The organism is Novosphingobium sp. Gsoil 351 (genome assembly GCF_009707465.1).
Taxonomy (GTDB): domain Bacteria; phylum Pseudomonadota; class Alphaproteobacteria; order Sphingomonadales; family Sphingomonadaceae; genus Novosphingobium.
This window is the reverse complement of sequence record NZ_CP046120.1, coordinates 728,732-750,522: the sequence shown is the minus strand read 5'-3', so window position 1 is coordinate 750,522 and position 21,791 is coordinate 728,732. Positions and strand designations below refer to the sequence as shown.

22 protein-coding genes are annotated in these 21,791 nt (G+C 67.6%); 17 read left to right on the top strand and 5 right to left on the bottom strand.

The genetic code is table 11. The features are described from left to right. Positions 1-29: 29 nt before the first annotated feature. The 7 genes from hisB (at position 30) to GKE62_RS03510 (ending at position 4,110) form a co-directional block, all read left to right on the top strand. On the top strand, positions 30-623 hold the full coding sequence (gene hisB / locus GKE62_RS03540; RefSeq protein ID WP_154691037.1) for an imidazoleglycerol-phosphate dehydratase HisB: 594 nt from the start codon (positions 30-32) through the stop codon (positions 621-623). Further along, positions 616-1,245, top strand: coding sequence for an imidazole glycerol phosphate synthase subunit HisH (hisH, locus tag GKE62_RS03535; protein WP_195908572.1), 630 nt, complete (start codon positions 616-618; stop codon positions 1,243-1,245). Before hisB ends, hisH begins: the two co-directional genes overlap by 8 nt. A gap of 96 nt (positions 1,246-1,341) precedes the next feature. Then, on the top strand, positions 1,342-2,085 hold the full coding sequence (hisA, locus tag GKE62_RS03530; RefSeq protein ID WP_154691035.1) for a 1-(5-phosphoribosyl)-5-[(5-phosphoribosylamino)methylideneamino]imidazole-4-carboxamide isomerase: 744 nt from the start codon (positions 1,342-1,344) through the stop codon (positions 2,083-2,085). Between the two features lie 142 nt (positions 2,086-2,227). Then, entirely contained in the window at positions 2,228-2,986 is a 759-nt protein-coding gene (gene hisF, locus GKE62_RS03525) for an imidazole glycerol phosphate synthase subunit HisF (RefSeq protein WP_154691034.1), read from the top strand. A gap of 130 nt (positions 2,987-3,116) precedes the next feature. Further along, the gene (locus tag GKE62_RS03520) at positions 3,117-3,293 is read left to right on the top strand and encodes a PEP-CTERM sorting domain-containing protein (protein ID WP_154691033.1); all 177 of its coding nucleotides are present in this window, start codon (positions 3,117-3,119) and stop codon (positions 3,291-3,293) included. Between the two features lie 116 nt (positions 3,294-3,409). Next, on the top strand, positions 3,410-3,733 hold the full coding sequence (locus GKE62_RS03515) for a phosphoribosyl-ATP diphosphatase (RefSeq protein WP_154691032.1): 324 nt from the start codon (positions 3,410-3,412) through the stop codon (positions 3,731-3,733). Next, a complete protein-coding gene (locus GKE62_RS03510; protein WP_154691031.1) occupies positions 3,733-4,110 on the top strand; it encodes a histidine triad nucleotide-binding protein in 378 nt (125 codons plus the stop codon). The genes GKE62_RS03515 and GKE62_RS03510 overlap by 1 nt, the downstream gene beginning before the upstream one ends. A gap of 44 nt (positions 4,111-4,154) precedes the next feature. Here GKE62_RS03510 and GKE62_RS03505 read toward each other — a convergent pair whose 3' ends face one another. Genes GKE62_RS03505 through GKE62_RS03495 form a run of 3 tightly spaced genes read right to left on the bottom strand, consistent with a single transcriptional unit; the run spans position 4,155 to position 5,508 of the window. Then, entirely contained in the window at positions 4,155-4,682 is a 528-nt protein-coding gene (locus GKE62_RS03505) for a glycine cleavage system protein R (protein ID WP_154691030.1), read from the bottom strand. Continuing rightward, complete coding sequence (locus tag GKE62_RS03500) at positions 4,679-5,029, bottom strand: DUF3147 family protein (protein WP_154691029.1); 351 nt, start codon at positions 5,027-5,029, stop codon at positions 4,679-4,681. Before GKE62_RS03500 ends, GKE62_RS03505 begins: the two co-directional genes overlap by 4 nt. Beyond that, a complete protein-coding gene (locus tag GKE62_RS03495) occupies positions 5,029-5,508 on the bottom strand; it encodes a peroxiredoxin (RefSeq protein ID WP_154691028.1) in 480 nt (159 codons plus the stop codon). Before GKE62_RS03495 ends, GKE62_RS03500 begins: the two co-directional genes overlap by 1 nt. A 201-nt stretch (positions 5,509-5,709) precedes the next feature. On the opposite strand from GKE62_RS03495, the gene GKE62_RS03490 reads away from it, so the two are divergent. From GKE62_RS03490 to trxA, 9 genes are all read left to right on the top strand, one after another. Next, the gene (locus GKE62_RS03490; protein ID WP_154691027.1) at positions 5,710-6,201 is read left to right on the top strand and encodes an S-adenosyl-L-homocysteine hydrolase; all 492 of its coding nucleotides are present in this window, start codon (positions 5,710-5,712) and stop codon (positions 6,199-6,201) included. A gap of 150 nt (positions 6,202-6,351) precedes the next feature. Further along, positions 6,352-7,773: an adenosylhomocysteinase gene (gene ahcY, locus GKE62_RS03485; protein ID WP_154691026.1), complete on the top strand. Its 1,422-nt coding sequence runs from the start codon at positions 6,352-6,354 to the stop codon at positions 7,771-7,773. 85 nt (positions 7,774-7,858) lie between these two features. Further along, on the top strand, positions 7,859-10,216 hold the full coding sequence (locus GKE62_RS03480) for a PAS domain-containing sensor histidine kinase (protein ID WP_154691025.1): 2,358 nt from the start codon (positions 7,859-7,861) through the stop codon (positions 10,214-10,216). Between the two features lie 28 nt (positions 10,217-10,244). Further along, the gene (tsaE, locus tag GKE62_RS03475; protein WP_370516053.1) at positions 10,245-10,706 is read left to right on the top strand and encodes a tRNA (adenosine(37)-N6)-threonylcarbamoyltransferase complex ATPase subunit type 1 TsaE; all 462 of its coding nucleotides are present in this window, start codon (positions 10,245-10,247) and stop codon (positions 10,704-10,706) included. Further along, positions 10,697-11,692 carry an aminoglycoside phosphotransferase family protein gene (locus GKE62_RS03470; protein ID WP_154691024.1) on the top strand — a complete coding sequence of 332 codons (996 nt, stop codon included), beginning with the start codon at positions 10,697-10,699 and terminating at the stop codon, positions 11,690-11,692. Before tsaE ends, GKE62_RS03470 begins: the two co-directional genes overlap by 10 nt. Positions 11,693-11,834: 142 nt before the next feature. Beyond that, on the top strand, positions 11,835-12,527 hold the full coding sequence (locus GKE62_RS03465) for a nucleotidyltransferase family protein (RefSeq protein WP_154693537.1): 693 nt from the start codon (positions 11,835-11,837) through the stop codon (positions 12,525-12,527). An 11-nt stretch (positions 12,528-12,538) separates the two neighbouring features. Continuing rightward, complete coding sequence (addB, locus tag GKE62_RS03460) at positions 12,539-15,232, top strand: double-strand break repair protein AddB (protein ID WP_370516052.1); 2,694 nt, start codon at positions 12,539-12,541, stop codon at positions 15,230-15,232. A gap of 292 nt (positions 15,233-15,524) precedes the next feature. Then, a complete protein-coding gene (gene addA / locus GKE62_RS03455) occupies positions 15,525-18,953 on the top strand; it encodes a double-strand break repair helicase AddA (RefSeq protein WP_154691023.1) in 3,429 nt (1,142 codons plus the stop codon). A 74-nt stretch (positions 18,954-19,027) separates the two neighbouring features. Next, positions 19,028-19,348: a thioredoxin gene (gene trxA, locus GKE62_RS03450; protein WP_154691022.1), complete on the top strand. Its 321-nt coding sequence runs from the start codon at positions 19,028-19,030 to the stop codon at positions 19,346-19,348. On the opposite strand, the gene GKE62_RS03445 is transcribed toward trxA, so the two are convergent. Continuing rightward, the gene (locus GKE62_RS03445; protein WP_154691021.1) at positions 19,345-19,881 is read right to left on the bottom strand and encodes a hypothetical protein; all 537 of its coding nucleotides are present in this window, start codon (positions 19,879-19,881) and stop codon (positions 19,345-19,347) included. The genes trxA and GKE62_RS03445 overlap by 4 nt on opposite strands. A gap of 116 nt (positions 19,882-19,997) precedes the next feature. Here GKE62_RS03445 and GKE62_RS03440 point away from each other — a divergent pair, with 116 nt between their 5' ends. Then, on the top strand, positions 19,998-20,996 hold the full coding sequence (locus GKE62_RS03440; protein ID WP_154691020.1) for a hypothetical protein: 999 nt from the start codon (positions 19,998-20,000) through the stop codon (positions 20,994-20,996). Positions 20,997-21,028: 32 nt separating this feature from the next. Here GKE62_RS03440 and GKE62_RS18380 read toward each other — a convergent pair whose 3' ends face one another. Next, positions 21,029-21,784, bottom strand: a complete 756-nt coding sequence (locus GKE62_RS18380) for a hypothetical protein (protein ID WP_255453602.1) — start codon at positions 21,782-21,784, stop codon at positions 21,029-21,031. Positions 21,785-21,791: the final 7 nt, after the last annotated feature.

Sequence of the window (21,791 nt, the reverse complement as noted above, 5' to 3'; positions counted from 1 at the left end):
CCATGGCCTTGCGGCCTATAGCGCCCCGCATGCGCACCGGCCGGATAGCTCGCAAGACCGCCGAAACCGACATCCTTGTCGAGGTGAATCTCGACGGGACGGGCGAGTATGAAGTCGCCACCGGGATCGGTTTTCTCGATCACATGGTCGAACAGTTCGCGCGCCACTCGGCGATCGACCTGGTGTGCAAGGTTGCGGGCGATCTCCACGTCGATCAGCACCACACCACCGAGGATTCGGCTATCGCGATCGGCCAGGCCATCGCCCAGGCGCTGGACGAAAAGCGCGGAATCACGCGCTATGGCAGTGCCTATTCGCCGATGGACGAGACGCTCGCGCGGGTGGCTTTGGACATCTCGGGACGGCCTTATCTGGTGTGGCATGCAGCCTTTAGCCAGCCGCGCTTGGGCGAATTCGACACCGAACTGATCGAGCACTGGTTCCACTCTATCGCGCAAGCTGCGGGGATCACGCTGCATGTCGAGCTGCTCTATGGCCAGAACAACCATCACATCTGCGAAGCGATCTACAAGGGTTTTGCTCGCGCGATGCGTCAGGCCGTGAGCATCGACTTGCGCAAGGCCGATGCGGTGCCCAGCACCAAGGGCATGCTCGGTGGCTGAGACGGTTGCGCTCGTCGATTACGGCGCGGGCAACCTGCATTCGGTCGAGAACGCGTTGCGGGCCGCCGGCGCGGAGTTCGTGACCGTCACGTCCGATCCACACGTCGTCCGTGCGGCGGATCGAATCGTCCTGCCCGGGGTGGGCGCCTTCGCGGCTTGTGCCGCAGCCCTTCGCAAGGTCCCAGGGCTGGTCGAGGCGATGACCGAGCGGGTCCACGTCGGGGGCGCGCCTTTCCTCGGCATCTGCGTCGGAATGCAGCTTCTGGCGACGCGCGGGGTCGAACACGGGGTAAGCCAGGGGCTCGACTGGATCGGGGGCGAGGTGCTGCCGATCGCGCGCACCGATCCGGCAATCAAGGTGCCGCACATGGGCTGGAACGACGTCGCGCCGACCCGGCACCACGATGGCGCCGAACTGATCGAGCCGGGCGAGGCTTATTTTCTTCACTCCTATCACTTCGTGCCGGGCGAGGGCCGCCACATCGCCGCGCTGACCGATCACGGCGGAGGCATCGTCGCGGCGTTGGCGCGCGACAACCTGCTTGGGGTTCAGTTCCACCCGGAAAAGAGCCAGACTTACGGCCTGGCGCTGTTGGCGCGCTTTCTGGAATGGAAGCCATAGTCTAGCCGGAACGCAAAGAGTGCCGTGGGTGCCCGCCGGCTTTTCTCGTTCCCAAGGATGCTTTCGCCTGAACGCCTGCGCTGCTAGGCAGCTTTCATGATCGTCTTTCCCGCTATCGACCTCAAGGCAGGTCAGATCGTGCGCCTTGCCGAAGGCGATATGGCCCGCGCCACCGTGTATGGCGACGACCCTGCGGCGCAGGCGATGCTCTTCTCCGAACAGGGCGCCGAATACCTCCACGTCGTCGATCTCGACGGATCGTTCACCGGACACGCTGAGAACCGTAGCGCGGTCGAGGCCATCGTCGAATGCTTTCCCGGCCACGTACAGCTAGGCGGCGGTATCCGCACGCGTGAGGCGGTGGAAGGATGGTTCGATCTCGGCGTCAGCCGGATCGTGATGGGCACCGCCGCGCTCACCAATCCCGAATTCGTCAAGGACATGGCGCGCGCCTTTCCCGGCGGAATCGTCGTCGCGGTCGATGCGCGCGACGGCATGGTGGCGACGCAAGGCTGGTCCGAGGTCAGCACGGTGCGGGTGGGCGATCTCGCCCGCCGCTTTCAGGACGCCGGGGTCGCCAGCTTGTTGTTTACAGACATCGGTCGCGATGGAATGCTCAAGGGCTGCAACATCGACGCCACCGTCGATCTCGCCCGCGCCACTGGCCTGCCGGTGATCGCCAGCGGCGGGGTCAAGGGAATCGATGACATCCGCATGCTCGCGCTCCATGCGGTCACCGCCGACGGGCACGGCGGGATCGAGGGTGTGATCAGCGGGCGCGCGCTCTACGACGGGCGGCTCGATCTGGCGGCCGCGATCGCGATGGCCGTCCGGGGGTGATGGGTGGCGCATGTGTCTCGACTACGCTCGACATGAGCGGTCCGGGTTTGGAACACTCTCATGACGAAGCGTGTTCCTATGTCCCGCTCATGTCGGGCGTAGTCGAGACACGGGCGCAAGCTCTCGCCAAAGCGTACACTCGATGACCGTCCGCATCCGCGTCATTCCCTGCCTCGACGTCGCCGACGGTCGCGTGGTCAAGGGGGTCAATTTCGTCGATCTGAAGGATGCGGGCGATCCGGTCGAGCAGGCGCGCGCCTATGACGCGGCGGGGGCGGACGAGCTGTGTTTCCTCGACATCGCCGCCACGCACGAGAATCGCGGCACGCTGCTCGATGTGGTGCGGCGCACCGCGGAGGTGTGCTTCATGCCGCTGACCGTAGGCGGCGGGGTGCGCGCGGTCGAGGATGCGCGGGCGCTGCTGCTGGCGGGGGCGGATAAGGTCGCGGTCAATTCGGCGGCGGTCGCCCGGCCAGAGCTGGTCGCCGAACTAGCCGACCGCTTCGGCAGCCAGTGCGTGGTCGCCTCGGTCGATGCGCGCAAGAAGGGCGGAGGATGGGAAATCTTCACCCACGGCGGGCGCAAGGCGACCGGGGTCGATGCGGTCGCCCACGCGATCCACCTCGCCGAACTCGGCGCAGGCGAACTGCTGGTCACCTCGATGGACGGCGACGGCACCAAGGGCGGCTACGATCTCGCGCTGACCCGCACTATCGCTGACGCAGTGCGCGTGCCTGTGGTGGCGAGCGGAGGTGTGGGAACGCTCGACCATCTGGTCGCCGGGGTCACCCAAGGCCATGCCAGCGCCGTGCTGGCCGCCTCGATCTTTCATTTTGGGACATATGCCATCGCCGATGCCCATGCGGCGCTGCGGGCAGCCGGACTTCCGGCGCGCGGCTGAGTTTGTCGGTTTAGCTTACAGGGACTGTCCCGCAACGGGGCAGGTTAACCATCGCCTCTCGCCGAATCCGCCGGGCTGCGCCATGCGGCACGCTTGTTGCGTAAACCAATTGCGAACGGGGATTTGCGCGATGACATTTCGCCTCGCAGGCTTGGCATTGGGGCTGGCGGTGGCCGCCTCGCCCGCCGCCGCCGCGGAGTGGATAGCGATCCCCGAGCCCAGCGACCCGTGGCTGTTCGGGCTCGGCGTGGCTGGGGTGCTGGTGGGCAGGCGCGCGGCGCGCAAGCGGCCGCCCAAGCAGAATTAGGGGTCCGTCCGCCGTTCGTCTCCTTGTCGGCGGGCGGAAACCTTGAGGGGCGCCTTCGCAGCGGAAGGCGCCCCTCTTCGTTTGACGTGGCGGACGCGGAGGTTATGGCGAGCGGGATGGCAGATCCCGCGTTCCTGACCCGCCTCGAAGCGACCCTGCGCGAACGGCGCGGTGCCGATCCCCAGCACAGCTACGTTGCCAAGCTCCATGCCAAGGGTATCGGCAAAATCGCGCAAAAGCTGGGCGAGGAAGCCGTTGAAACGGTGATCGCCGCGCTGTCCGAGGACTCCGCCGCGCTGACTGGTGAGGCGGCCGATCTCGTGTTTCATCTGCTCGTCCTGCTCGACGCCCGCGGGTTGAGCTTCACCGATGTCCTCGCCGAACTCGAACGCCGCGAGGGTGTGTCGGGCATCGCCGAGAAAGCCGGTCGGAGCGCCTGATGCCAATCGACGCCACTCTGCCCTATGACGACCAGAACATCTTCGCGAAGGTCTTGCGTGGGGAGATTCCGTCCAGGAAGGTCTACGAAGACGACCATGCCCTGGCCTTCCACGACATCGCCCCGCAGGCGCCGATCCACATTTTGGTGATTCCAAAGGGCGCCTACGTCAGCTGGGATGACTTCAGCGCTCGCGCCTCGGCTGCGGAAATCGCTGGTTTCATCCGCGCGGTGGGCCATGTCGCGCGGGAGCAGGGGTTGGTCGAGCCCGGCTATCGCCTGCTCGCCAACATAGGCGGGCATGGCCATCAGGAAGTGCCGCATCTCCACGTTCACCTGTTCGGCGGACGGCCGTTGGGGGCGATGCTGCCGAGGTAGCAAGGCCTCAAATCGAAGAGTTCTTTGGGATAGGGGCAGGGGCCTTAAAGGTCCGCCTTGCGCACGGTGAAATCGACCATGACATCGCCGGAGATCGCTTCGAGCGCCTCCTGTACCTCGTCCTGATCCACGCCATCGGGCAGGGTGACCCGGGCTTGGGCGCGGAAGAGCGGCTCGCCCGACCAGGCGCCGTGCTCGGTGCCCGTCTTCAGACTGTCGATGTTGACCCCCAGCATGGCTAGCACCGCGGTGACCTCGCGGACGATGCCGGGACGATCCTGCCCGACCAGTTCGACCGTCAACGTGTCGCCATCTGCGCGCGCATCCGCATCGGCCGGGACGATCGACACGCGCAGCCCGCTGGCGTCGACCTTGCGAACCTGGGTTTCCAGTTCCGGAAGCGCCGCAAGGGCCAACTCGACGAGCACCGATCCGACGTATTTGCCGCCCAGCCGACTGAGGTGGCTCTCCAGCCAGTTGCCCCCAGCGGCATGGACCGCGTCGGCCAAGGCTTTGGTCAGGCCGGGCCTGTCGCTGCCCGAGACCACCAAGATGACTTGCGTATCGCTCATACGGGCAGTCCCCACCGGCGTCCTACCGTCCCCACCAGCCAATATCCGGCGAACCCCGCCGCGACAAACGCAAGAAAGCCGATCGGAATCGCGACGCCGCGATTCAACAACCAAGCCAGCATCACGAACGCCGGAAGCGAGGCCGCGACATAAACGCTGGATGAGACTGCCAAATCGGCGATCTGCGCAGCGTCCCCGGCGTCGCGCCACAGCCATAGCATGGCCAGCAGAGACACCAGCGGCAGCGAGGCGATCAGGCCGCCCCAACCGGGACTGCGCCGCGCGATTTCCGAAGCCACGGCGATCAGGCCGCCCGAAACGAGCGCCTTGACCGCCAGTTGCAGCATTAGAGCTGCTCGAGCATATGCTCGGCGCTGCTCACCTTGAAGTCGCCAGGAGCTTCGACGTTGAGCTGTTCGACCTTGCCATCGTTGACCACCATCGAGAAGCGCTGGCCGCGACGGCCCATTCCGAACGGGCTGAAATCGGCATCAAGGCCCATCGCCTTGACGAATTCCGCGTTGCCGTCGGCGAGCATCGTGATGTCGTCCGAGCCGCCCGCCTTGTTCCATGCGCCCAGCACGAACGCGTCGTTTACCGACGTCCCGGCGATCTCGTCGATCCCCTTGGCCTTCAACTCGGCGGCCTTGTCGACGAAGCCGGGGAGGTGCTTGGCCGAGCAGGTCGGGGTGAACGCGCCGGGAACCGAGAAAAGCGCGACGCGGCGGCCCGCGAAGTATTCGCTCGCCGAGACCGCTTGAGGGCCCTCCGGGGTGGCCTTGACCAGTTTCACGTCTGGAATGGAATCGCCTACCGCAATCGTCATCTTCGGGGTCCTCGGGATATAGAGCGTGGGGGGTCGTAGGTAGAGCCGGCGCGCCGGCTTCGCAACCGCCTCAAGGGCTCGCGTGTGGTTAATTTCACTTCACCTTCGATGTTGAAAATCCGGTAAACGATTGGGCGGAAACTCGAACGTGCGGACAGGGGTCGCTCCGGGGGGAGCGGGGGTCCGCGGGAGTTCGGGGTCATGAAAAATTCGTTTGTTGCCGCGGCGTTGCTCGCCGCCACCAGCCTTGTCGGCACAACGCCGGCGCAGGCGCAGTCGTGCTGGGGAACCGAGGCGGTCAACGCCGCCAAGCTGCGTAATCTCGACATCATGCTGATGGTCACCGCGCTGCGCTGCCGGATGGGGCCGGCAAACTTCCAGCCGGATTATTACCGCTTCTCGGCGGCGCACCAGGCCGAGCTCAACGTCGCCAACGGCGTACTCCGGGCGCAGTTCGCTGGGGGCGGCGCGGCCGCCGCCAACCGCGCGCTCGACAAGATGAGCACGCGGATAGCCAACAGCTATGGTCTGGGCCATCCTGACCTCGACTGCTCGGAGCTGCGCAAGGTGACCCGCGATCTGGCCACCACCCGGACGCGCAGCGCGTTGCTCGACGCGGCCGACGCGCTGGTGGGCGCGCCAGCCATTCCAGGCGGATCGTGCGCGCTGCGGGTCGCCACCGTGCGGCGCTGACGCAAGGCTCGATCCAGACATATAAAGAAGTCTTTATATTTGATTCCGCCGGGGGAGCGGCTAAGGGCGGCGCATTCGCAATGCGCCGCCCTTTGCCGTCCGCAAGGATGCACGGGTTTCGCCGCCAGCTTTCCTCAGGAGACTTCCCCCGTGGCCACCGTCCTCGACCGCAAGAACGATTATGTCGTCGCCGATCTCGCTCTCGCCGATTTCGGCCGCGCCGAGATCGCCATCGCCGAAACCGAGATGCCCGGCCTGATGGCGTTGCGCCGCGAATTCGGCGCCAGCCAGCCGCTCAAGGGCGCGCGGATCACCGGTTCGCTGCACATGACGATCCAGACCGCGGTGCTGATCGAGACCCTGACCGCGCTCGGCGCCGAAGTGCGCTGGGCGACTTGCAACATCTTCTCGACCCAGGACCACGCCGCCGCCGCCATCGCCTCCAGCGGCGTGCCGGTGTTCGCGATCAAGGGCGAGAGCCTGGCGGACTACTGGGACTATGTCGGGCGCATCTTCGACTGGGCCACCGACGAAGATGCCGATCGCACCGCGAACCTGATCCTCGACGACGGTGGCGACGCCACGATGTTCGCGTTGTGGGGCGCGCGAATCGAGGCTGGCGAGTCGCTCGGCGAGCCCACCAACGAAGAGGAGATCGAGTTCCAACGCGCGCTCAAGGCGTTCCTCAAGGCGCGTCCCGGCTATCTGACCGCTAGCGTCAAGGCGATCATGGGCGTTTCGGAGGAGACCACCACCGGAGTTCACCGGCTGTATCAGATTGCCAAGGAGGGCAAACTTCCGTTCCCGGCGATCAACGTCAACGACAGCGTGACCAAGTCGAAGTTCGACAACCTCTACGGCTGCAAGGAATCGCTGGTCGATGCGATCCGTCGCGCTACCGATGTGATGCTCGCCGGCAAGGTCGCCTGCGTCGCCGGGTTCGGTGACGTCGGCAAGGGCAGCGCCGCGTCGCTTCGCAACGGCGGCGCGCGGGTCATGGTCACCGAAGTCGATCCGATCTGCGCACTGCAGGCGGCGATGGAAGGCTATGAAGTCGTGACGATGGAAGAGGCGGTGAGCCGCTGCGACATCTTCGTCACCGCCACCGGCAACGAGGACGTGATCACCGCCGAGCACATGAAGGCGATGAAGAACATGGCGATCGTCTGCAACATCGGCCACTTCGACAGCGAGATCCAGATTTCGGCACTTTCGAACTACAAGTGGAACGAGATCAAGCCAGGCACCGACCTGGTCGAGTTTCCGGATGGAAAGCAGATTCTGGTCCTCGCCAAGGGCCGCCTGGTCAACCTGGGTTGCGCGACGGGACACCCCAGCTTCGTGATGTCGGCCAGCTTTACCAACCAGACGCTGGCGCAGATCGAACTTTTCACCCGCAACGATCAGTATCAGAACGACGTCTACGTCCTGCCCAAGCACCTCGACGAGAAGGTTGCAGCGCTGCATCTGGAAAAGCTGGGCGTGAAGCTCAGCGTGTTGAGCACGAAGCAGGCCGACTACATCGGTGTACCAGTCGACGGGCCGTTCAAGCCCGATCACTACCGGTACTGATTTGCACCGTTATCCCGGCTTGCATGCCGGGATGACGACCGTCGGCCCATTGTAATCCCGCCCCCCGCCGCATAGCGAAGGCGCGATGGTTCTGTCCCCGATCGCACTGGCATTGATCGGCCTATTGCTGGCGGCGTGGACGCTGGCGGCGGGTTGGGCAGTGGTGACCGCACGCCAGCGGGCGCGGCGTGCCGAGGCCAGCCAACGGCTGGCGCGGCGTCTCGGGCGGATGATCGACGAGGCTCCCGCGCTGCCGCTTCTGGTGCGCAGCGACGGACGGATCGAAGGTCCCGCGCGCCTCGCCGGCTGGCTGGGTCTGGAAGCCATGCCCGGCTTCCTCAGCGAACTCGACGGCGGCGATCGTGGGCTGGCCGAGGCGCAGCTCGCCGAGCTGACTCAACTGGTCCGCCGCACCCAGAAGACCGCCGCGCCGTTCAAGATGGTGGTTACCCCGCGCGGCTCGGCGCGCAACTTGTCGCTGCGCGGGCACTTGGCCGATCCGCAAGTCTCGCCCGGTGGGGCGGCGCTGGTCTGGGTGTTTGATTTTTCCGACAGCGAGGCCGAGCTGCGCCGCCTGCGCGCCGACGCGGCGCAGGCCCAGGCGCGCTTTGCCGGGCTTTCCGGGCTGATCGAGGCGGCGCCGATCCCGATGTGGTTTCGCGGGCCCGACCGCCGTCTGTTGCTCGTGAACGCTGCCTATGTCGCCGCGGTCGGCGCGCGCAGCGCCGATGCGGTGGTCGAGGCACAGACCGAACTGGTCGAGCCCGTGTCCGGCAAGAGCGCCGCCGATTTCGCGTTCGAGGCGCGCCGCCGCAAGGAGCCGGTTGAACGCGTCGTCGCCGCCACCGTGGTCACCGCCAAGGGCAACCAGCGACGCAGCCTGCGGGTCACTGATCTCGCGTTGGGGACCGACGGTGTGGCTGGATACGCGGTCGACATCGAGGATCTGGAGGAACAGGCGCGCGCCTTCGCGGCGTTCCGCGGAGCCCAGCGCGACATGCTCGATACGCTGTCTGCGGGCATTGCCCAGTTCGACGCGCATTCCCGGCTGACCTTCGCCAACAACCCGTTTGTGAGGGTTTTCGGGTTCGATCCGGCCTGGGTCCAGGACGGACCCAGTTTCGAGCGCCTCCTCGACCGGATGCGCGATGCGTCCAAGGTTCCCGAGGTGCGCGACTTCACCGAATGGCGAACCGAACGGCAGGCCTGGTTCACCGCCGGCGCTGCTCAGGAAGAAGCATGGCTGTTGCCCGATGGCACGCATTTGCGGATCGTTGCCCAGCCGTTGCCCGATGGGGGGTTGCTGCTGATCGCCGAGGACCGCACCGAGCAACTGCGCCTCGCGGCGACGCGCGACACGCTGCTGCGTACCCGCACCGCCACGTTCGACAAGTTGTTCGAATCGCTCGCGGTATTTGCGCCGGACGGCCGGTTGCAGATCTGGAACCGGCGCTTCGCCGCCGACTGGGGCCTCGACGACGCGTTCCTCGACCAGCACCCCAAGGCCGACGAACTGCTCAAGCGGATCGGCGCGCGGCTCAAGCGCCCGGCGCAGGCGCAAAGCGTTGGCAGCGTGATTCGCGCGGCCACGCTCGAACGGCGCGAGAGCGGGGGCCGGGTCGCGCTGGCCGACGGGCGCTTCCTCGAATTCGCCGGTGTTCCGCTGCCCGACGGCAACGGCATGCTGACCGTGCTCGACATCACCGCCACCCAGAAGGCCGAGGCCGCGCTCAAGGAGCGCAACGCCGCGCTGGTCGAGGCGGATGCGGTCAAGACCCGCTTCATCGCCAACATGGCCTACGAATTCCGCACGCCCTTGACGTCGATCGGCGGCTTCGCCGAAATGCTCGACGCCGGGATCGGCGGCGAACTCGGCGAGCAGGGCCGCGAATACGTTTCCGCGATCCTGGCGGCGGTGTCGCGGCTGGGCGACCAGATCGAAAACGTCCTCGACCTTTCGCAAAGCGAGGCCGGAACCCTGCCGTTCCAGCGCGAACCGGTCGAGCTGCGAGCGTTGGTCAAGGACATCCTCGCCCAACGCAAAGTCAAGGCCGAGGTCGGCAAACTCACGCTCGACTTGCGCGGAACCGACGCGACGGTGCCGGTCGAGGGCGATCCGCGGCGGTTGCAGCGCGCGCTGACGCAGTTGATCGACAACGCCATCGCCGCGGTGCCGCAGGGCGGGCGCGTGCTGGTCGAGGTGGCGCGGATGCGCAAGGGTGCAGCGCGGGTGGTGGTCTCGGACAATGGCCCTGGGATGACCCCGGCGGTCTTGGCGCGCGCGCTCGAGGGACTGCGGTTTTCCGCCGACGGCCGCACCGTCGAGCGCCGCCAGGGCCTAGGCCTGCCGTTGGCCCGGCAATTGATCGAGGGGCACGGTGGATCGCTGGAATTGCTGTCCGAGGAAGGCCATGGCACGTCCGCGATCGTGACGTTGCCGTGAAGAAGGTTACGCCTTTGCGCCCTTGCGAGTGCTAAGCTTGTTCGAAGTCGCTCTCCCCGATCTCGCCGCGATGGCCCGCTTCGGCGTGATGATCGCCGATCGGCTGCGCCCCGACGATGTCATCGCGCTTAGCGGCGACCTGGGGGCGGGCAAGACCACGCTGGCGCGCGCGATCCTGGCGGCGCTGGGGCACGAGGGCGAAGTTCCCAGCCCCACGTTCGCGATTCTCGAGCCCTATTCCTCGCCGCCGTTGCGGCTGCCGGTGGTCCACGCCGACTTCTATCGCCTCGCCGATCCGTCCGAACTTGCCGAACTCGGCCTCGACGAATGGCGCGAGGGCGGTGCCCTGCTCGCCGAATGGCCGGATCGCGTCGGCGGTTTCGCCGATGAGCCGGGCTGCCTTGGCGTCGCGCTGGAAATCGTTGGCAATGGGCGCGCCGCCATTGTGCAGCCGGGGCGCGATTGGCTAGAGCGCGGAGCATGGAGCTGACCATTCGCGATCCCATCCCCGCAGATGCCGAAGCCTTTCTCGCACAAGCGGGCTGGGGCGGTGCGGCGATCGTGCCGCTCGACGGCGATGCCTCGTTCCGGCGCTATTTCCGGGTCAACGGCACGCGAGGCAGCGCGATGCTGATGGACGCGCCACCGCCGCACGAAGACCCCGCGCCCTATCTGCGCGCGGCCAGATGGCTCGACGCCAACGGCTTGCGCGCGCCGCGCATCCTGGCCGACGACGCCGCGCGCGGGCTGGTCCTGATCGAGGATTTCGGCGAGGTGCGGATGCGCGAGTATCTCGATGCCTGGCCCGCCGACGAGATCGAGGTCTACCGCAACGCCGTGGACACGCTGGTCCAGTTGCACCAGCTGCCGCCGGGGCCGTTCACCGCCTATGGCCTGGCAGAGTATCAGCGCGAAACGCGGCTGCTGGTCGAATGGTGGTGCCCGGCGCAGGGGTTGAGCGTCGATGTCGCGGGATGGGACGCAGCCTGGCTTGCAGTGCTCGCCCAGCTCCTCCCCCGCCAGCGCCCCGGGGTGAGCGTGCTGCGTGACTACCATGCCGAGAACATCATGTTGCTGGGCGGGCTGGAGCAGCAGGGCCTGCTCGATTTCCAGGACGCGCTGGTCGGCCATCGCGCCTACGATCTGGTCTCGCTGCTCCAGGATGCGCGGCGCGACGTTTCGCCCGAGGTCGAGGATACGATGATCGCGCATTATCTTTCCCGCGCGGGCGATCAGCCGGATTTTCGCGCCGACTACGCCCGGCTGGGTGCGCAGCGCAACGCCAAGATCGTCGGCATCTTCGTGCGGCTGTGGCGGCGCGACGGCAAGCCGCGCTACCTCGACATGATCCCGCGGGTCTGGGCCATGCTCGAACGCGACCTGGCGCATCCGGCGCTGGGCCCGGTGGCGGAATGGTTCACCGCGAACGTGCCCGACGAACTGCGCGCCAGCGGAGGCGGGAGCTACGCCGTATGATCGCGAGCGCTTCCAAGCACCGCTCATCCCGAGCGAAGTCGAGGGATCGCGCGCGAACCTCGGTTTATGGCGCGACGTGTCTCGACTTCGCTCGACACGAGCGGGCTTTTTCGTGAGCAAGGCGCTCGCCAGCGACGTTGCTATGGTCCTCGCCGCCGGGCTGGGCACCCGGATGCGGCCGCTGACCCTGGAGCGGCCCAAACCGCTGGTGGAAGTCGCCGGGCGGACGATGATCGACCACTGCCTCGACAAGCTGACCGAGGCGGGGGTCGCGCGCGCGGTGGTCAATGTCCATCATTTCCCGCAGATGGTGAAGGATCATCTGACCGCGCGGAGCCGCCCGGCGGTGGCGATTTCGGATGAGAGCGGCGAACTGCTGGAAACCGGCGGTGGGATGGTCCGCGCGCTGCCGCTGCTGGATGCCGATCCGTTCTTCTGCATCAATTCGGACAACTTGTGGGTCGATGGCCCGCAGGACGTGTTCCATCAGCTCAGCGACGCATGGCAGCCCGATCGGATGGACGCGCTGCTGCTGGTGGTGCCGCACGCCCGTGCCGCTAACCACAAGGGCAAGGGCGATTTCCACATGGATGCGAACGGGCGGCTGACCTTGCGCCGTTCGGGGCGGATCGCGCCGTTCATCTATTCGGGCATCCAGCTGGTCTCGCAGCGCCTGCTGCGCGATGCACCCGACGGACCGTTCGGGACCATGGTACTGTGGCAGCGGGCGATGAAGGAAGGGCGCCTGTTCGGGCTGTCGCACCTCGGGCTGTGGTACGAAGTGGGCTCGCCCGATGCGATCGCGCCGACCGAGGAGGCCCTGCTGCGTGGGTGACCCCGTCACGGATGCCTGACCCACAGGTCTGGTCGATCGCGGCGCATCGCGGGTTCGCCGATGCGCTCGTCGCCGGGCTGATCCCACGCTATTCGGAACCCCGCTTCGGGCTGGCGCGGCTGACCCTGCTGCTGCCCAGCCGGCGCACGGTGCGCACCCTGACCGAAGCCTTCGTGCGCGCCAGCGGCGCCAATGGACAGGGTGGTCTTCTGCTGCCGCGGATGGCCTTGATCGGCGACCTCGACCTCGATGAAACTTTAGGTTCTCTGCTCGATCCAATCGGCGCGTGGGCAGATGTCCCGCCCGCCAGCGACCCGACAACGCGCTGGCTGCGGCTTGCCGAAATGCTGCACGAGGAGACCGATTATGCCGCGGCCTCGACCCCGGCTTTGCTGCGCCTGGCGCGCAACATCGCGCGCAGCATGGACCGGCTGGCGGTGGAGGGGTTGAGCTGGGGCGATTTGCTCGACGAACAGGTGCAGGATCTGTTTCCCGACCTTGCCCGGCACTGGCAGAACAACACCCGGTTGTTCGCCAATGTCCTCGTCAAATGGCGCGCCGAGCTGGAACGGCGCGGCGAAATCGACCCGCCCGAACGGCGCAACCGACTGCTCGATCATGCCGCACGGCGATGGCGCGAGACACCGCCGCCGCACCCGGTGCTCGCCGCCGGGGTGACCAGCGCCTCGCCCGCGGTGGCGCTGCTGCTGCGGGTGGTGTCCGAATTGCCCAAGGGCGGTGTCGTGCTGCCCGACCTCGACCTCGCGCTCGATGCGGACGTGTGGGACGCGCTCGGCGTGGCGGGGGCGCCCAAGGCTCTGGGCGACCCCCCGTTCGCGCGTGGCGATGCGGTGACCCATCCGCAGTATCACCTCAAGCTGCTGCTCAACCGGATGGGGGTGCAGCGTGGCGAGGTAAAGCCGTGGCATCGCTCGGGACCCAGCGCCGCGCCACCTGAGCGCAGCCGCGCGATCTCCAGCCTGTTCCTTCCGCCCGAGGCGAGCGCGGCGTGGATCGACCTGCCGCCCGAACGCCGCCGCCTGGCTGGCGTGCGGCTGATGGAGTGCGCCGACCCGCAGGAAGAGGCCCAGGCGATCGCGCTGCTGGTGCGCCAGGCGCTGGAGCAGCCCGATCGGCGCGTCGCGGTGGTCACTCCCGACCGCAACCTCGCCGCGCGCGTCGCCGCGCACCTGGGCCGCTGGAACATCGCCGCCGACGACAGCGCCGGCCAGCCGCTTTCGCAGACCCCGGCGGGGCGGCTGTTTCTGGCGCTGGCCGATTGCCTGGGCGAGCGGCTTGCCCCGGTGCCGCTGCTCGCCGCGCTCGGCCATCCGCTGGTGTTCGCGGGCGAGCGCCGCGCCGCGTGGCTCGAGCATGTGCGGGCGCTCGACCTCGTGCTGCGCGGACCGCGTCCCGCGCCAGGGCTGGAAGGCACCGCCGGGGCCATCGCCGCCGCGCGCATGCCCGATCCGGCACTGGCGGAGTGGTGGCCCGAAGTGTCCGCGTTGCTTGCCCGCCTCGACCTTTCCGGCGAGCGCCAGCCGCTGGCCGGCTTGCTCGGCGCGCTGGCCGACACCTCCGAGGCGCTGGCGGGCGTTGGCATCTGGGCCCAGGCCGACGGCCGCGCGCTGGCCGCCTTCGTGGAGGATTTGCGCGCGGCCGCAAGCGATGCCGCCACCCCGATCGACCCGCGCGACGCCAGCGCAGTGCTGCGCGAGGCGATGGACGAGATCGCGGTGCGCCCGCCGTGGGGCGGGCACCCGCGGGTCGCGATCTACGGCCTGCTCGAAGCACGGATGAGCCGCGCCGACCTGGTGATCTGCGGCGGGCTCGTCGAGGGCTCCTGGCCCGCCAATCCCGCGCCCGATCCCCTGCTCGCCCCACCGCTGCTGCGCGCGCTGGGGGTGCGGGGCGCGGATTTCCGGATCGGCCTGTCGGCGCACGACCTGGCGGCGGCGCTGGGTGCGCCCGAGGTCGTCCTGAGCCATTCGGCACGCGACACGGCCGGACCGGCGATCCCTTCGCGCTTTTTGTTGCGGATCAGGGCGATGCTGGGGCCGACGCTGCTGAAGAGCGCGCGCGAGGGCGAGGCGGTCGGGCTGGCGCGGGCGATCGACCGGGGTGAGCCTGCACCGCCATATCCACGGCCAAGGCCCATCCCCAGCGCCGAGCAGCGCCGCGTGGCGATCTCGGCCACCGCGCTCGATCGGCTGCGCGGCGATCCCTATCAGTTCTACGCCTCGTCGATCCTCGGCCTGCAATCGCTCGACCAACTCGATGCCGAGCCCAGCGCGGCGTGGAAGGGCACTGCGGTCCACCTGATCCTCGAGCAATGGCACCAGGCGGGCGGCGATCTGGGCGTACTGGGCGCGCGGATGCTGAGCGAAATGAGCGCGCATCCGTTCACCAAGGCGACCTGGCAGCCGCGGCTGGTCCGCGCGCTCGAATGGATCTCGGCGGAGACCGCGCGGCTGGCGGGCGAGGGGCGCGAGCCCGCGCTGTGGGAGAAGTTCGGGCGCATCGACGTCGACGGCGTCCGCATCCATGGCAAGGCCGACCGGATCGACCGCAGCGCAGGCGAGCGGCTGGCAATCATCGATTACAAGACGGGCGCGCCGCCTACCGCCGCGCAAGTCGAGAACGGCTTCAACCTGCAACTCGGCGTGCTCGGCCTGATCGCCGCGCGCGGGGGTTCGAGGGCCTGAGCGGCACGCCCGACCGCTTCGAATACTGGTCGCTCGCGCGCAGCGACAAGAGTGAGACCGGGTTCGGCTACGCCACCGAGCCGATCAAGGAAGGCCAGCGCCGCACCGGCCTGCCGCGCGCGGAGTTCCTCGCCCAGACCGAGGTCTTCCTGCGCGAGGCGCTGGCGATCTGGATTCTCGGCGACGAGCCGTTCGTGGCCCGGCTCAACCCCGATCTGCCGAGCTACGGCGACTACGACCAGCTTATGCGGCTCGATGAATGGCAGGCGCGCGGCGAGGGGGAAGACACCGCATGAGCGACGACGAAAAGCCTCTCGTCTTTCCGCTGTTCGGCGATCAGCGCGCGGCGGTGGAGCCGGCCGATACGGTGTGGCTCGGCGCTTCGGCTGGGACGGGCAAGACCCAGGTGCTCAGCGCGCGGGTGCTGCGGCTGCTGCTCCAGCCACATGTTCGGCCCGAGCAGCTCCTGTGCCTGACCTTCACCAAGGCTGGCGCGGCGGAGATGGCGACACGAGTCAACGAGGTGCTGGCGAGCTGGGTGCGACTGGAGGACACCAAGCTCGCCGCGCAGTTGGAGCATATCGGCGCCGATATCGGCGAGGAGACCCGAACCCGCGCCCGCAGCCGCTTCGCCGCGGTGCTCGATTGCCCGGGCGGGGGGCTGCGGATCGGCACGATCCATTCGTTCGCGCAGTGGCTGCTCGCCGCGTTTCCGCTCGAGGCGGGGATGCTGCCGGGGACGCGCGCGATGGAGGATCGCGACAAGGACCTGTTGGTCCGCCAGGTCCTCGCCGACGTTTTGGTCGAGGCCGAGGCGGCGGGCGACGCCGTGCTGCTCGATGCGCTGACCGCTCTGAGTCTGCGGTTGACCTCCGACCAGGTCCAGGGCTGGCTGCTGCGCTGCGCGGCGGCGCGCGAGATGTGGCACGGCCCCGGCGCCTGGCAGCCGCCGCTGCGCCCCCGCATCGCGCGGGTGCTGGGGCTGGGCGACGATCCCCGGGCGGCGCTGCTCGATCTGTGCGGCGATGGCGGCTTCGATTGCGCCGCCCTGCGCCGCTGCGTGGCCGCGCAGTCGGCCTGGGGGACCAAGACCGGGCTGGCGACGTCGGATACCGTGGTCGGCTGGCTGATCGCCCCGCCCGAAGTGAGGCTCGAGCGACTGGACGAACTGCACAAGGCGCTGTTCACCGGTGATGGCAATCCGCGGTCGCTCGGCGCCATGCTCAAGCATGACGCGAGCTACGAAGACGCCATCGAACGCGTCCGCTCCAGCATCGGCCGGGCGATGGAGCTGCGCGGGCTGATCGCGCTGGCCGATTACATAGAACCCGCGCTGCTCCTCGGCCGCACCTTCGCGCTGGCGTGGGAAGAGGCCAAGCAGCGTGAGGGGTTCATCGATTTCGACGACCAGATCCGCCACGCCGCCGCGCTTCTCGAACGCTCGGAAATGGCCGATTGGGTGCGCTTCAAGCTCGACCGTCAGTTCGATCATATCCTCGTCGACGAGGCGCAGGACACTAACCAGGCGCAGTGGCGGATCATCGACGCGCTGATCGGCGATTTCTTCAGCGGCGAAGGCCAGCGCGGCGAAGTGTTGCGGACGCTATTCGTGGTCGGCGACTACAAGCAGGCGATCTTCCGCTTCCAGGGGACCAGCCCGGAAAACTTCGAGGCGGCGCGGCGGCGGGTGCGCACCGCGATGCTGGGGGTCAAGCGCGAGTTGCAGGACTTGGGCCTCGACCGCTCGTTCCGGACCGCGCAGCCGGTGCTCGAGTTCGTGGATGCGGCGATCAACGCGATCGGCCCGCGGCGGTTCGGCCTCGAACACGCGCCTGATCCGCACATCGGCGAGGACCGGCCCGGCCTGGTCACGCTGTGGCCCGTGATCGGCACCGAGGGCGACAATGGCGAAGCCCGGCCCGAGGGCGAGGAAGGCTGGCTCTCGCGTCCCGACCGCCAGCTGGCCGAACGGATTGCGCGGCAGGTAAGGCAGTGGCTCGTGGACGGCTTTCCGCTCGCCAAGGGCGGCGCGCGGCTGGCCGGGGCGGGCGACGTGATGGTGCTGGTGCGCAAGCGCAAGGAGCTGGCCGGGCTGATCGTCGCGCGGCTCCACGCCGCCGGCGTGCCGGTGGCCGGGGTCGACCGGTTGAGGCTGGGCGCGCCGCTGGGGGTCAAGGACCTTGTCGCCGCGCTGCGCTTCGCCGCCCAGCCGCGAGACGATCTCAACCTCGCCAACCTGCTGGTCTCGCCGCTGATCGGGTGGAGTCAGGAAGACCTGCTCGAACACGCGTATCGCGAGAAGGGCGTGGGCCTGTGGGCACACTTGCGCCGCATGGCCGCGCCGGGGACGCTGGTGGCGCGCGAACAGCTCCTCGAGCTGCTCCGCCGCGCCGATTTCGAGACCCCGCAAGCGTTGTTGCACTGGCTGCTGGTCGGGCCGTGGCAGGGACGGCGCAAGCTCGTCGCGCGGCTGGGGCGCGAGGTCGAGGATCCGGTCAACGAACTGCTCAACGCCGCCTTCGCCTATGCCAGCGGAGAGACCGCCAGCCTCGTCGGGTTCCTTCAGTGGTTCGACGCCAACACGTCCGAGCTCAAGCGCGAGGCCGGGCGCAGCGACGGGCAGGTGCGGGTGATGACCGTCCACGGGGCCAAGGGCTTGCAAGCCCCGATCGTGATTCTCGCCGATGCCGCCGACGATCCCGACGCCTCGCCGCCGCGGGGGCTGACGCTGCCCGAACCGGTGCCGGGGAGTGAGGCACGCCAGGTGCCACTGCCGCCGCTGCGCAAGGCGGAAAAGGTCGGCGCGGTGCTGATGGCGGAGGAACGCGCGGCGCTGGAAGAGCGCGCCGAGCATTGGCGGCTGCTATACGTGGCGATGACGCGCGCCGAGGAGGCGCTGTTCATCGCCGGGACGCAAGGCGGGCGCAGCAAGGAACTCGCCCCCGACAGTTGGTACGCCCGGCTATCCCCGCTGTTCAACGATGCCGAACCGCTCGATGATCCGCTGTGGGGCGGCCGTCACGAGATCGGATCCCGCCCACCGTCCGCGGCGCGCATCTCCCTTCCCGAATCACCTGCCGAGCCGTTGCCCGATTGGGCGTTGCGCCCGGTCGGTGCGGAACCGCGTCCGCCGCGCCCGCTGGCACCGTCGTCGAGCGGCGAGGAAACCGCGCCAGATGCGCCCTCGGCCCCGTCGCCCGAACTTCGCGTGGCGGCCGAGAGGGGCGTGCTGATCCACCGCCTGCTCGAGCGCCTTCCCGACTTGCCTGAGGCACAGCGGGCGGACGCGGCGATGCGTTGGCTCGGACAGTCTGCACGCCAGCTTTCGGCGGGGGATCGCGACGAGATCGCCCAAGCCGCGCTGACCGTCCTCGCCGACTCCCAATGGGCCAGCGTGTTTGGCCCCGATTCGCTCCCCGAAGTCCCAATTGCCGCCACTGTCGGCGAACGCGTCGTCGCCGGCTCGATCGACCGGCTGGTGGTGGGCGCCGAGGCGATCCGCATCGTTGATTTCAAGACCGCGCGGCGCCCGCCCGCCGACCTGTCCGAAGTCCCGATCGGTTATATACGGCAGATGGCCGCCTATGCCGCCGCCTTGCGCGCGATCCATCCGGCGCAGCGGATCGAGGCCGCGCTGCTTTATACGCATGCGCCGTTGCTGATCCCGATTCCGCAAGCACTGCTCGAAGCGCACAACCCTGCCTCCGCCGAACAACAGTAAAGCTTTGCGCACTGAGCCGTTGCCTTGCCAGCCACCGCACCTAGATTGGACCCAACCAACGAGGATTTCAGATCATGTCGACCATTGCCGTAACCGATGCCAGCTTCGCCGCCGACGTTCTCCAGTCCGACAAGCCGGTGCTGGTCGACTTCTGGGCCGAATGGTGCGGGCCGTGCAAGATGATCGGGCCGAGCCTCGAGGAAATCAGCGAGGAACTGTCCGACAAGGTGACCATCGCCAAGATGGACATCATGGAGAATACCGATGTCCCCGGCCAGATCGGTGTCCAGTCGATTCCGCTGATGATCCTGTTCAAGGACGGCAAGCCCGTCGCCCAAAAGCTCGGCGCCGCGCCCAAGAGCCAGCTCAAGGGCTGGCTGGAGAGCGTGCTCTAGCAGCCGGCCATCGGGCTCCCCGCCGCGCATAGCCGCACACCCGCCAGGACGACCTCCGCCCACGCCAGGTCGGCGTTTGTCGGCACCCGGCGGAACGCGACTTGGCGAACGTGCATGTCGTGCGCTCCTGGTAGCGCCACGATGATAAACGTCTCGGGCTTGCCGGTGGAGGCGAGGTACGGGCAGTCGGCGCGCATCGTCGCGCCCGCCCGACCCGCGAGCGTGCGCGGCGTGAATGCCGTGGTTCGGCCTCCGGGGCAGGCCCGGGCCATGCCCGCCGCGACATTCCCGAGATAGTTGGCGGGCGAGGCACGATCGGCGAGGCCGCCAAAGCGCTGGGTCGTCACCATCCGCGTCCACGCCTCGATCGTCTCGCCCTGCGGGATTTCCTCGCGGATCGACTGGGTGGCGTTGGCGGCGGCATAGCCTTCGACGAATCCGGGCAGCGCTGCCCGCGCCAGATGTTCGCCAGCAGGTGAAGGCGTCGCGGCGGAAAGGAGCAGTGCTCCGGTCAGGATCGCGGCAATTCGCATGATGCCCCTTTTTCGAATTTGCCCTTCGCTGCCTGCCGTAAGTCGTTGACAGCTAAAGATCCTCACGCGATGGCATGGCCAACGGGCGCAGACTAAACACCTTTGGGGGGATTTCCATGCGTTTCGTACGTTTCGCCGCGCTGTGCGTCGCGGCCTTTTCGCTTGCCGCTGCGCCGCTCGTTCTCGCGAAGGACGAAGCGCCGCTCAAGATCCAGAACAAGGGTGCGCTGAAAGGTGCCTCGCAGATCGCGATCGCCGCGTTCAACGTCGGCTTCATCTTCGAATCGACCGATGCGACCAAAGCCAGCGGCGGGTTGATGGGCGCGTTCGGCGGGACGACCAAGGCGCAGAGCAAACTCGTCGGCGTGACACCGGCGATGATGCAGCAGATCACCGACGCGGCCTATGCCGATTTCGTCGCGCAGATGTCCGGACGCGGATTTACTGTGCTTGCCCCGGACGCGGTGTTCTCGGATCCCGGATTCGCCAAGGTCAAATCGCAGACCGCGCCCACCGATATCAACATCGCGCTCGAAAAGGGTAGCAAGGGAAAAGCGCTCTATTACAAGCCCGCGGTGTTGCCGAAGCAGGTGATGATCGGCACCGATTTCGTCGGCAGCGGGATGAGCAGCATGGGGCTGATGATGAGCGCCGGGCAGAACGGCTACCTGCTCGGCTCTTATGCCAAGGCAGCCAACACCCCGGTGGTCGACGTGACTTATCTGATCGACTTCTCGCAGCAGCAGCGCCCCGGCGCGTTCAGCTTCGGCGGGCTCAAGGTCAACGCCGCGTTGTCGGTCACGCCAACTTACTCCAAGGTCACCGTGGTCGGGCCGAACGGCAAGCAGGACATGCTGACCCTCGGCCAGCCGGTCTCGGTCGAGGGCGAGTTCATCGACATGAAGGACGCCAGTTCGGGCTTCGACAAGACCAGTCAGGCAGTCGGCAACGTCGCCGGCGGTGTCGCCGCTGCGTTCGGGATGGGCGGGTTTGGTCTCGGCAAGACCCGCAAGTTCGAATTCACGGCCAAAGCGGGCAACTACGAACAGGGGGCGACCAAAGCCGCCAGTCTCGCCAACGAGCGCGTCTCGGCGCAGTTGTCGGCGATGAAGTAAACGCGGGCGGGAGCTTCCAGGGGTTGGGAGCTTCAGCCAAGCCGCATAACCACGTCCCAGCCAAAACGCAGGACCCCGTCGGCGCGGGGTGGTAACTCGTGCGCGATGACTGACGGCGGATCGATGTTGGCGAGGAGGAGCTGGTCGGTGGCATTGGTCGGCTCGCCGGGAAAATACATTTGCGCGACCAGCCGCTCGACCCGTCCGGTTATGTCGAAATGGATGTGTGGGGTACGGAATCCGCGCCGTCCCCCGGGGTAGCCCCCCGGCTTGACCGTGAGGATTTTGAAGCCGCCCGTTCGATCGGTTGCAATCTGGCAGAATCCTTCGAAGTTGGGGTCGAGCGGGAGCCCGGTGGTATCTGACGGATGGCGATAGCGACCGGCGGCGTTTGCTTGCCAGACTTCGATCCTGGCATCGGGAACAGGTTCGCCAGACGTGCTGAGCACCCGTCCGCTCAGTTCCAAAACCTGCCCCGTTGCCTGGCCTTGTCGCCCGGCGATGTGGGTAAGGTCGGCGTCGCGATCAGTGGGCTTGCGCACCGGGTAGAATGGTCCAAGCAGCTCGTTGGGGGTGGGGTGGCGGCTATCGCGGGAAACGCGGCGACAGCCGCGCCCATGCCAACTTGAAGCATCGCTAGCCTGCGGTCGATCATTACAAGACCTCCGCGGGCCGCCATAACAACAAAACGCTAAGGAAACCAAGGCAAGACGCTTGACGGCGGCTTGACCCTGCCTCCACCCTCGCGCGTACGTATACGTGAGGGGCCAGCGGCTCAGAAAGATCATCAAGACA

Excerpts from the sequence above, each read along its gene's own strand:
- hisB (WP_154691037.1), top strand. The coding sequence starts at position 30 with ATGCGCACCGGCCGGATAGCTCGCAAGACCGCCGAAACCGACATCCTT.
- hisA (WP_154691035.1), top strand. The coding sequence starts at position 1,342 with ATGATCGTCTTTCCCGCTATCGACCTCAAGGCAGGTCAGATCGTGCGC.
- hisF (WP_154691034.1), top strand. The coding sequence starts at position 2,228 with ATGACCGTCCGCATCCGCGTCATTCCCTGCCTCGACGTCGCCGACGGT.
- GKE62_RS03520 (WP_154691033.1), top strand. The coding sequence starts at position 3,117 with ATGACATTTCGCCTCGCAGGCTTGGCATTGGGGCTGGCGGTGGCCGCC.
- GKE62_RS03515 (WP_154691032.1), top strand. The coding sequence starts at position 3,410 with ATGGCAGATCCCGCGTTCCTGACCCGCCTCGAAGCGACCCTGCGCGAA.
- GKE62_RS03510 (WP_154691031.1), top strand. The coding sequence starts at position 3,733 with ATGCCAATCGACGCCACTCTGCCCTATGACGACCAGAACATCTTCGCG.
- GKE62_RS03505 (WP_154691030.1), bottom strand. The coding sequence starts at position 4,682 with ATGAGCGATACGCAAGTCATCTTGGTGGTCTCGGGCAGCGACAGGCCC.
- GKE62_RS03500 (WP_154691029.1), bottom strand. The coding sequence starts at position 5,029 with ATGCTGCAACTGGCGGTCAAGGCGCTCGTTTCGGGCGGCCTGATCGCC.
- GKE62_RS03495 (WP_154691028.1), bottom strand. The coding sequence starts at position 5,508 with ATGACGATTGCGGTAGGCGATTCCATTCCAGACGTGAAACTGGTCAAG.
- GKE62_RS03490 (WP_154691027.1), top strand. The coding sequence starts at position 5,710 with ATGAAAAATTCGTTTGTTGCCGCGGCGTTGCTCGCCGCCACCAGCCTT.
- GKE62_RS03480 (WP_154691025.1), top strand. The coding sequence starts at position 7,859 with ATGGTTCTGTCCCCGATCGCACTGGCATTGATCGGCCTATTGCTGGCG.
- GKE62_RS03470 (WP_154691024.1), top strand. The coding sequence starts at position 10,697 with ATGGAGCTGACCATTCGCGATCCCATCCCCGCAGATGCCGAAGCCTTT.
- GKE62_RS03465 (WP_154693537.1), top strand. The coding sequence starts at position 11,835 with ATGGTCCTCGCCGCCGGGCTGGGCACCCGGATGCGGCCGCTGACCCTG.
- addB (WP_370516052.1), top strand. The coding sequence starts at position 12,539 with ATGCCTGACCCACAGGTCTGGTCGATCGCGGCGCATCGCGGGTTCGCC.
- addA (WP_154691023.1), top strand. The coding sequence starts at position 15,525 with ATGAGCGACGACGAAAAGCCTCTCGTCTTTCCGCTGTTCGGCGATCAG.
- trxA (WP_154691022.1), top strand. The coding sequence starts at position 19,028 with ATGTCGACCATTGCCGTAACCGATGCCAGCTTCGCCGCCGACGTTCTC.
- GKE62_RS03445 (WP_154691021.1), bottom strand. The coding sequence starts at position 19,881 with ATGCGAATTGCCGCGATCCTGACCGGAGCACTGCTCCTTTCCGCCGCG.
- GKE62_RS03440 (WP_154691020.1), top strand. The coding sequence starts at position 19,998 with ATGCGTTTCGTACGTTTCGCCGCGCTGTGCGTCGCGGCCTTTTCGCTT.
- GKE62_RS18380 (WP_255453602.1), bottom strand. The coding sequence starts at position 21,784 with ATGATCTTTCTGAGCCGCTGGCCCCTCACGTATACGTACGCGCGAGGG.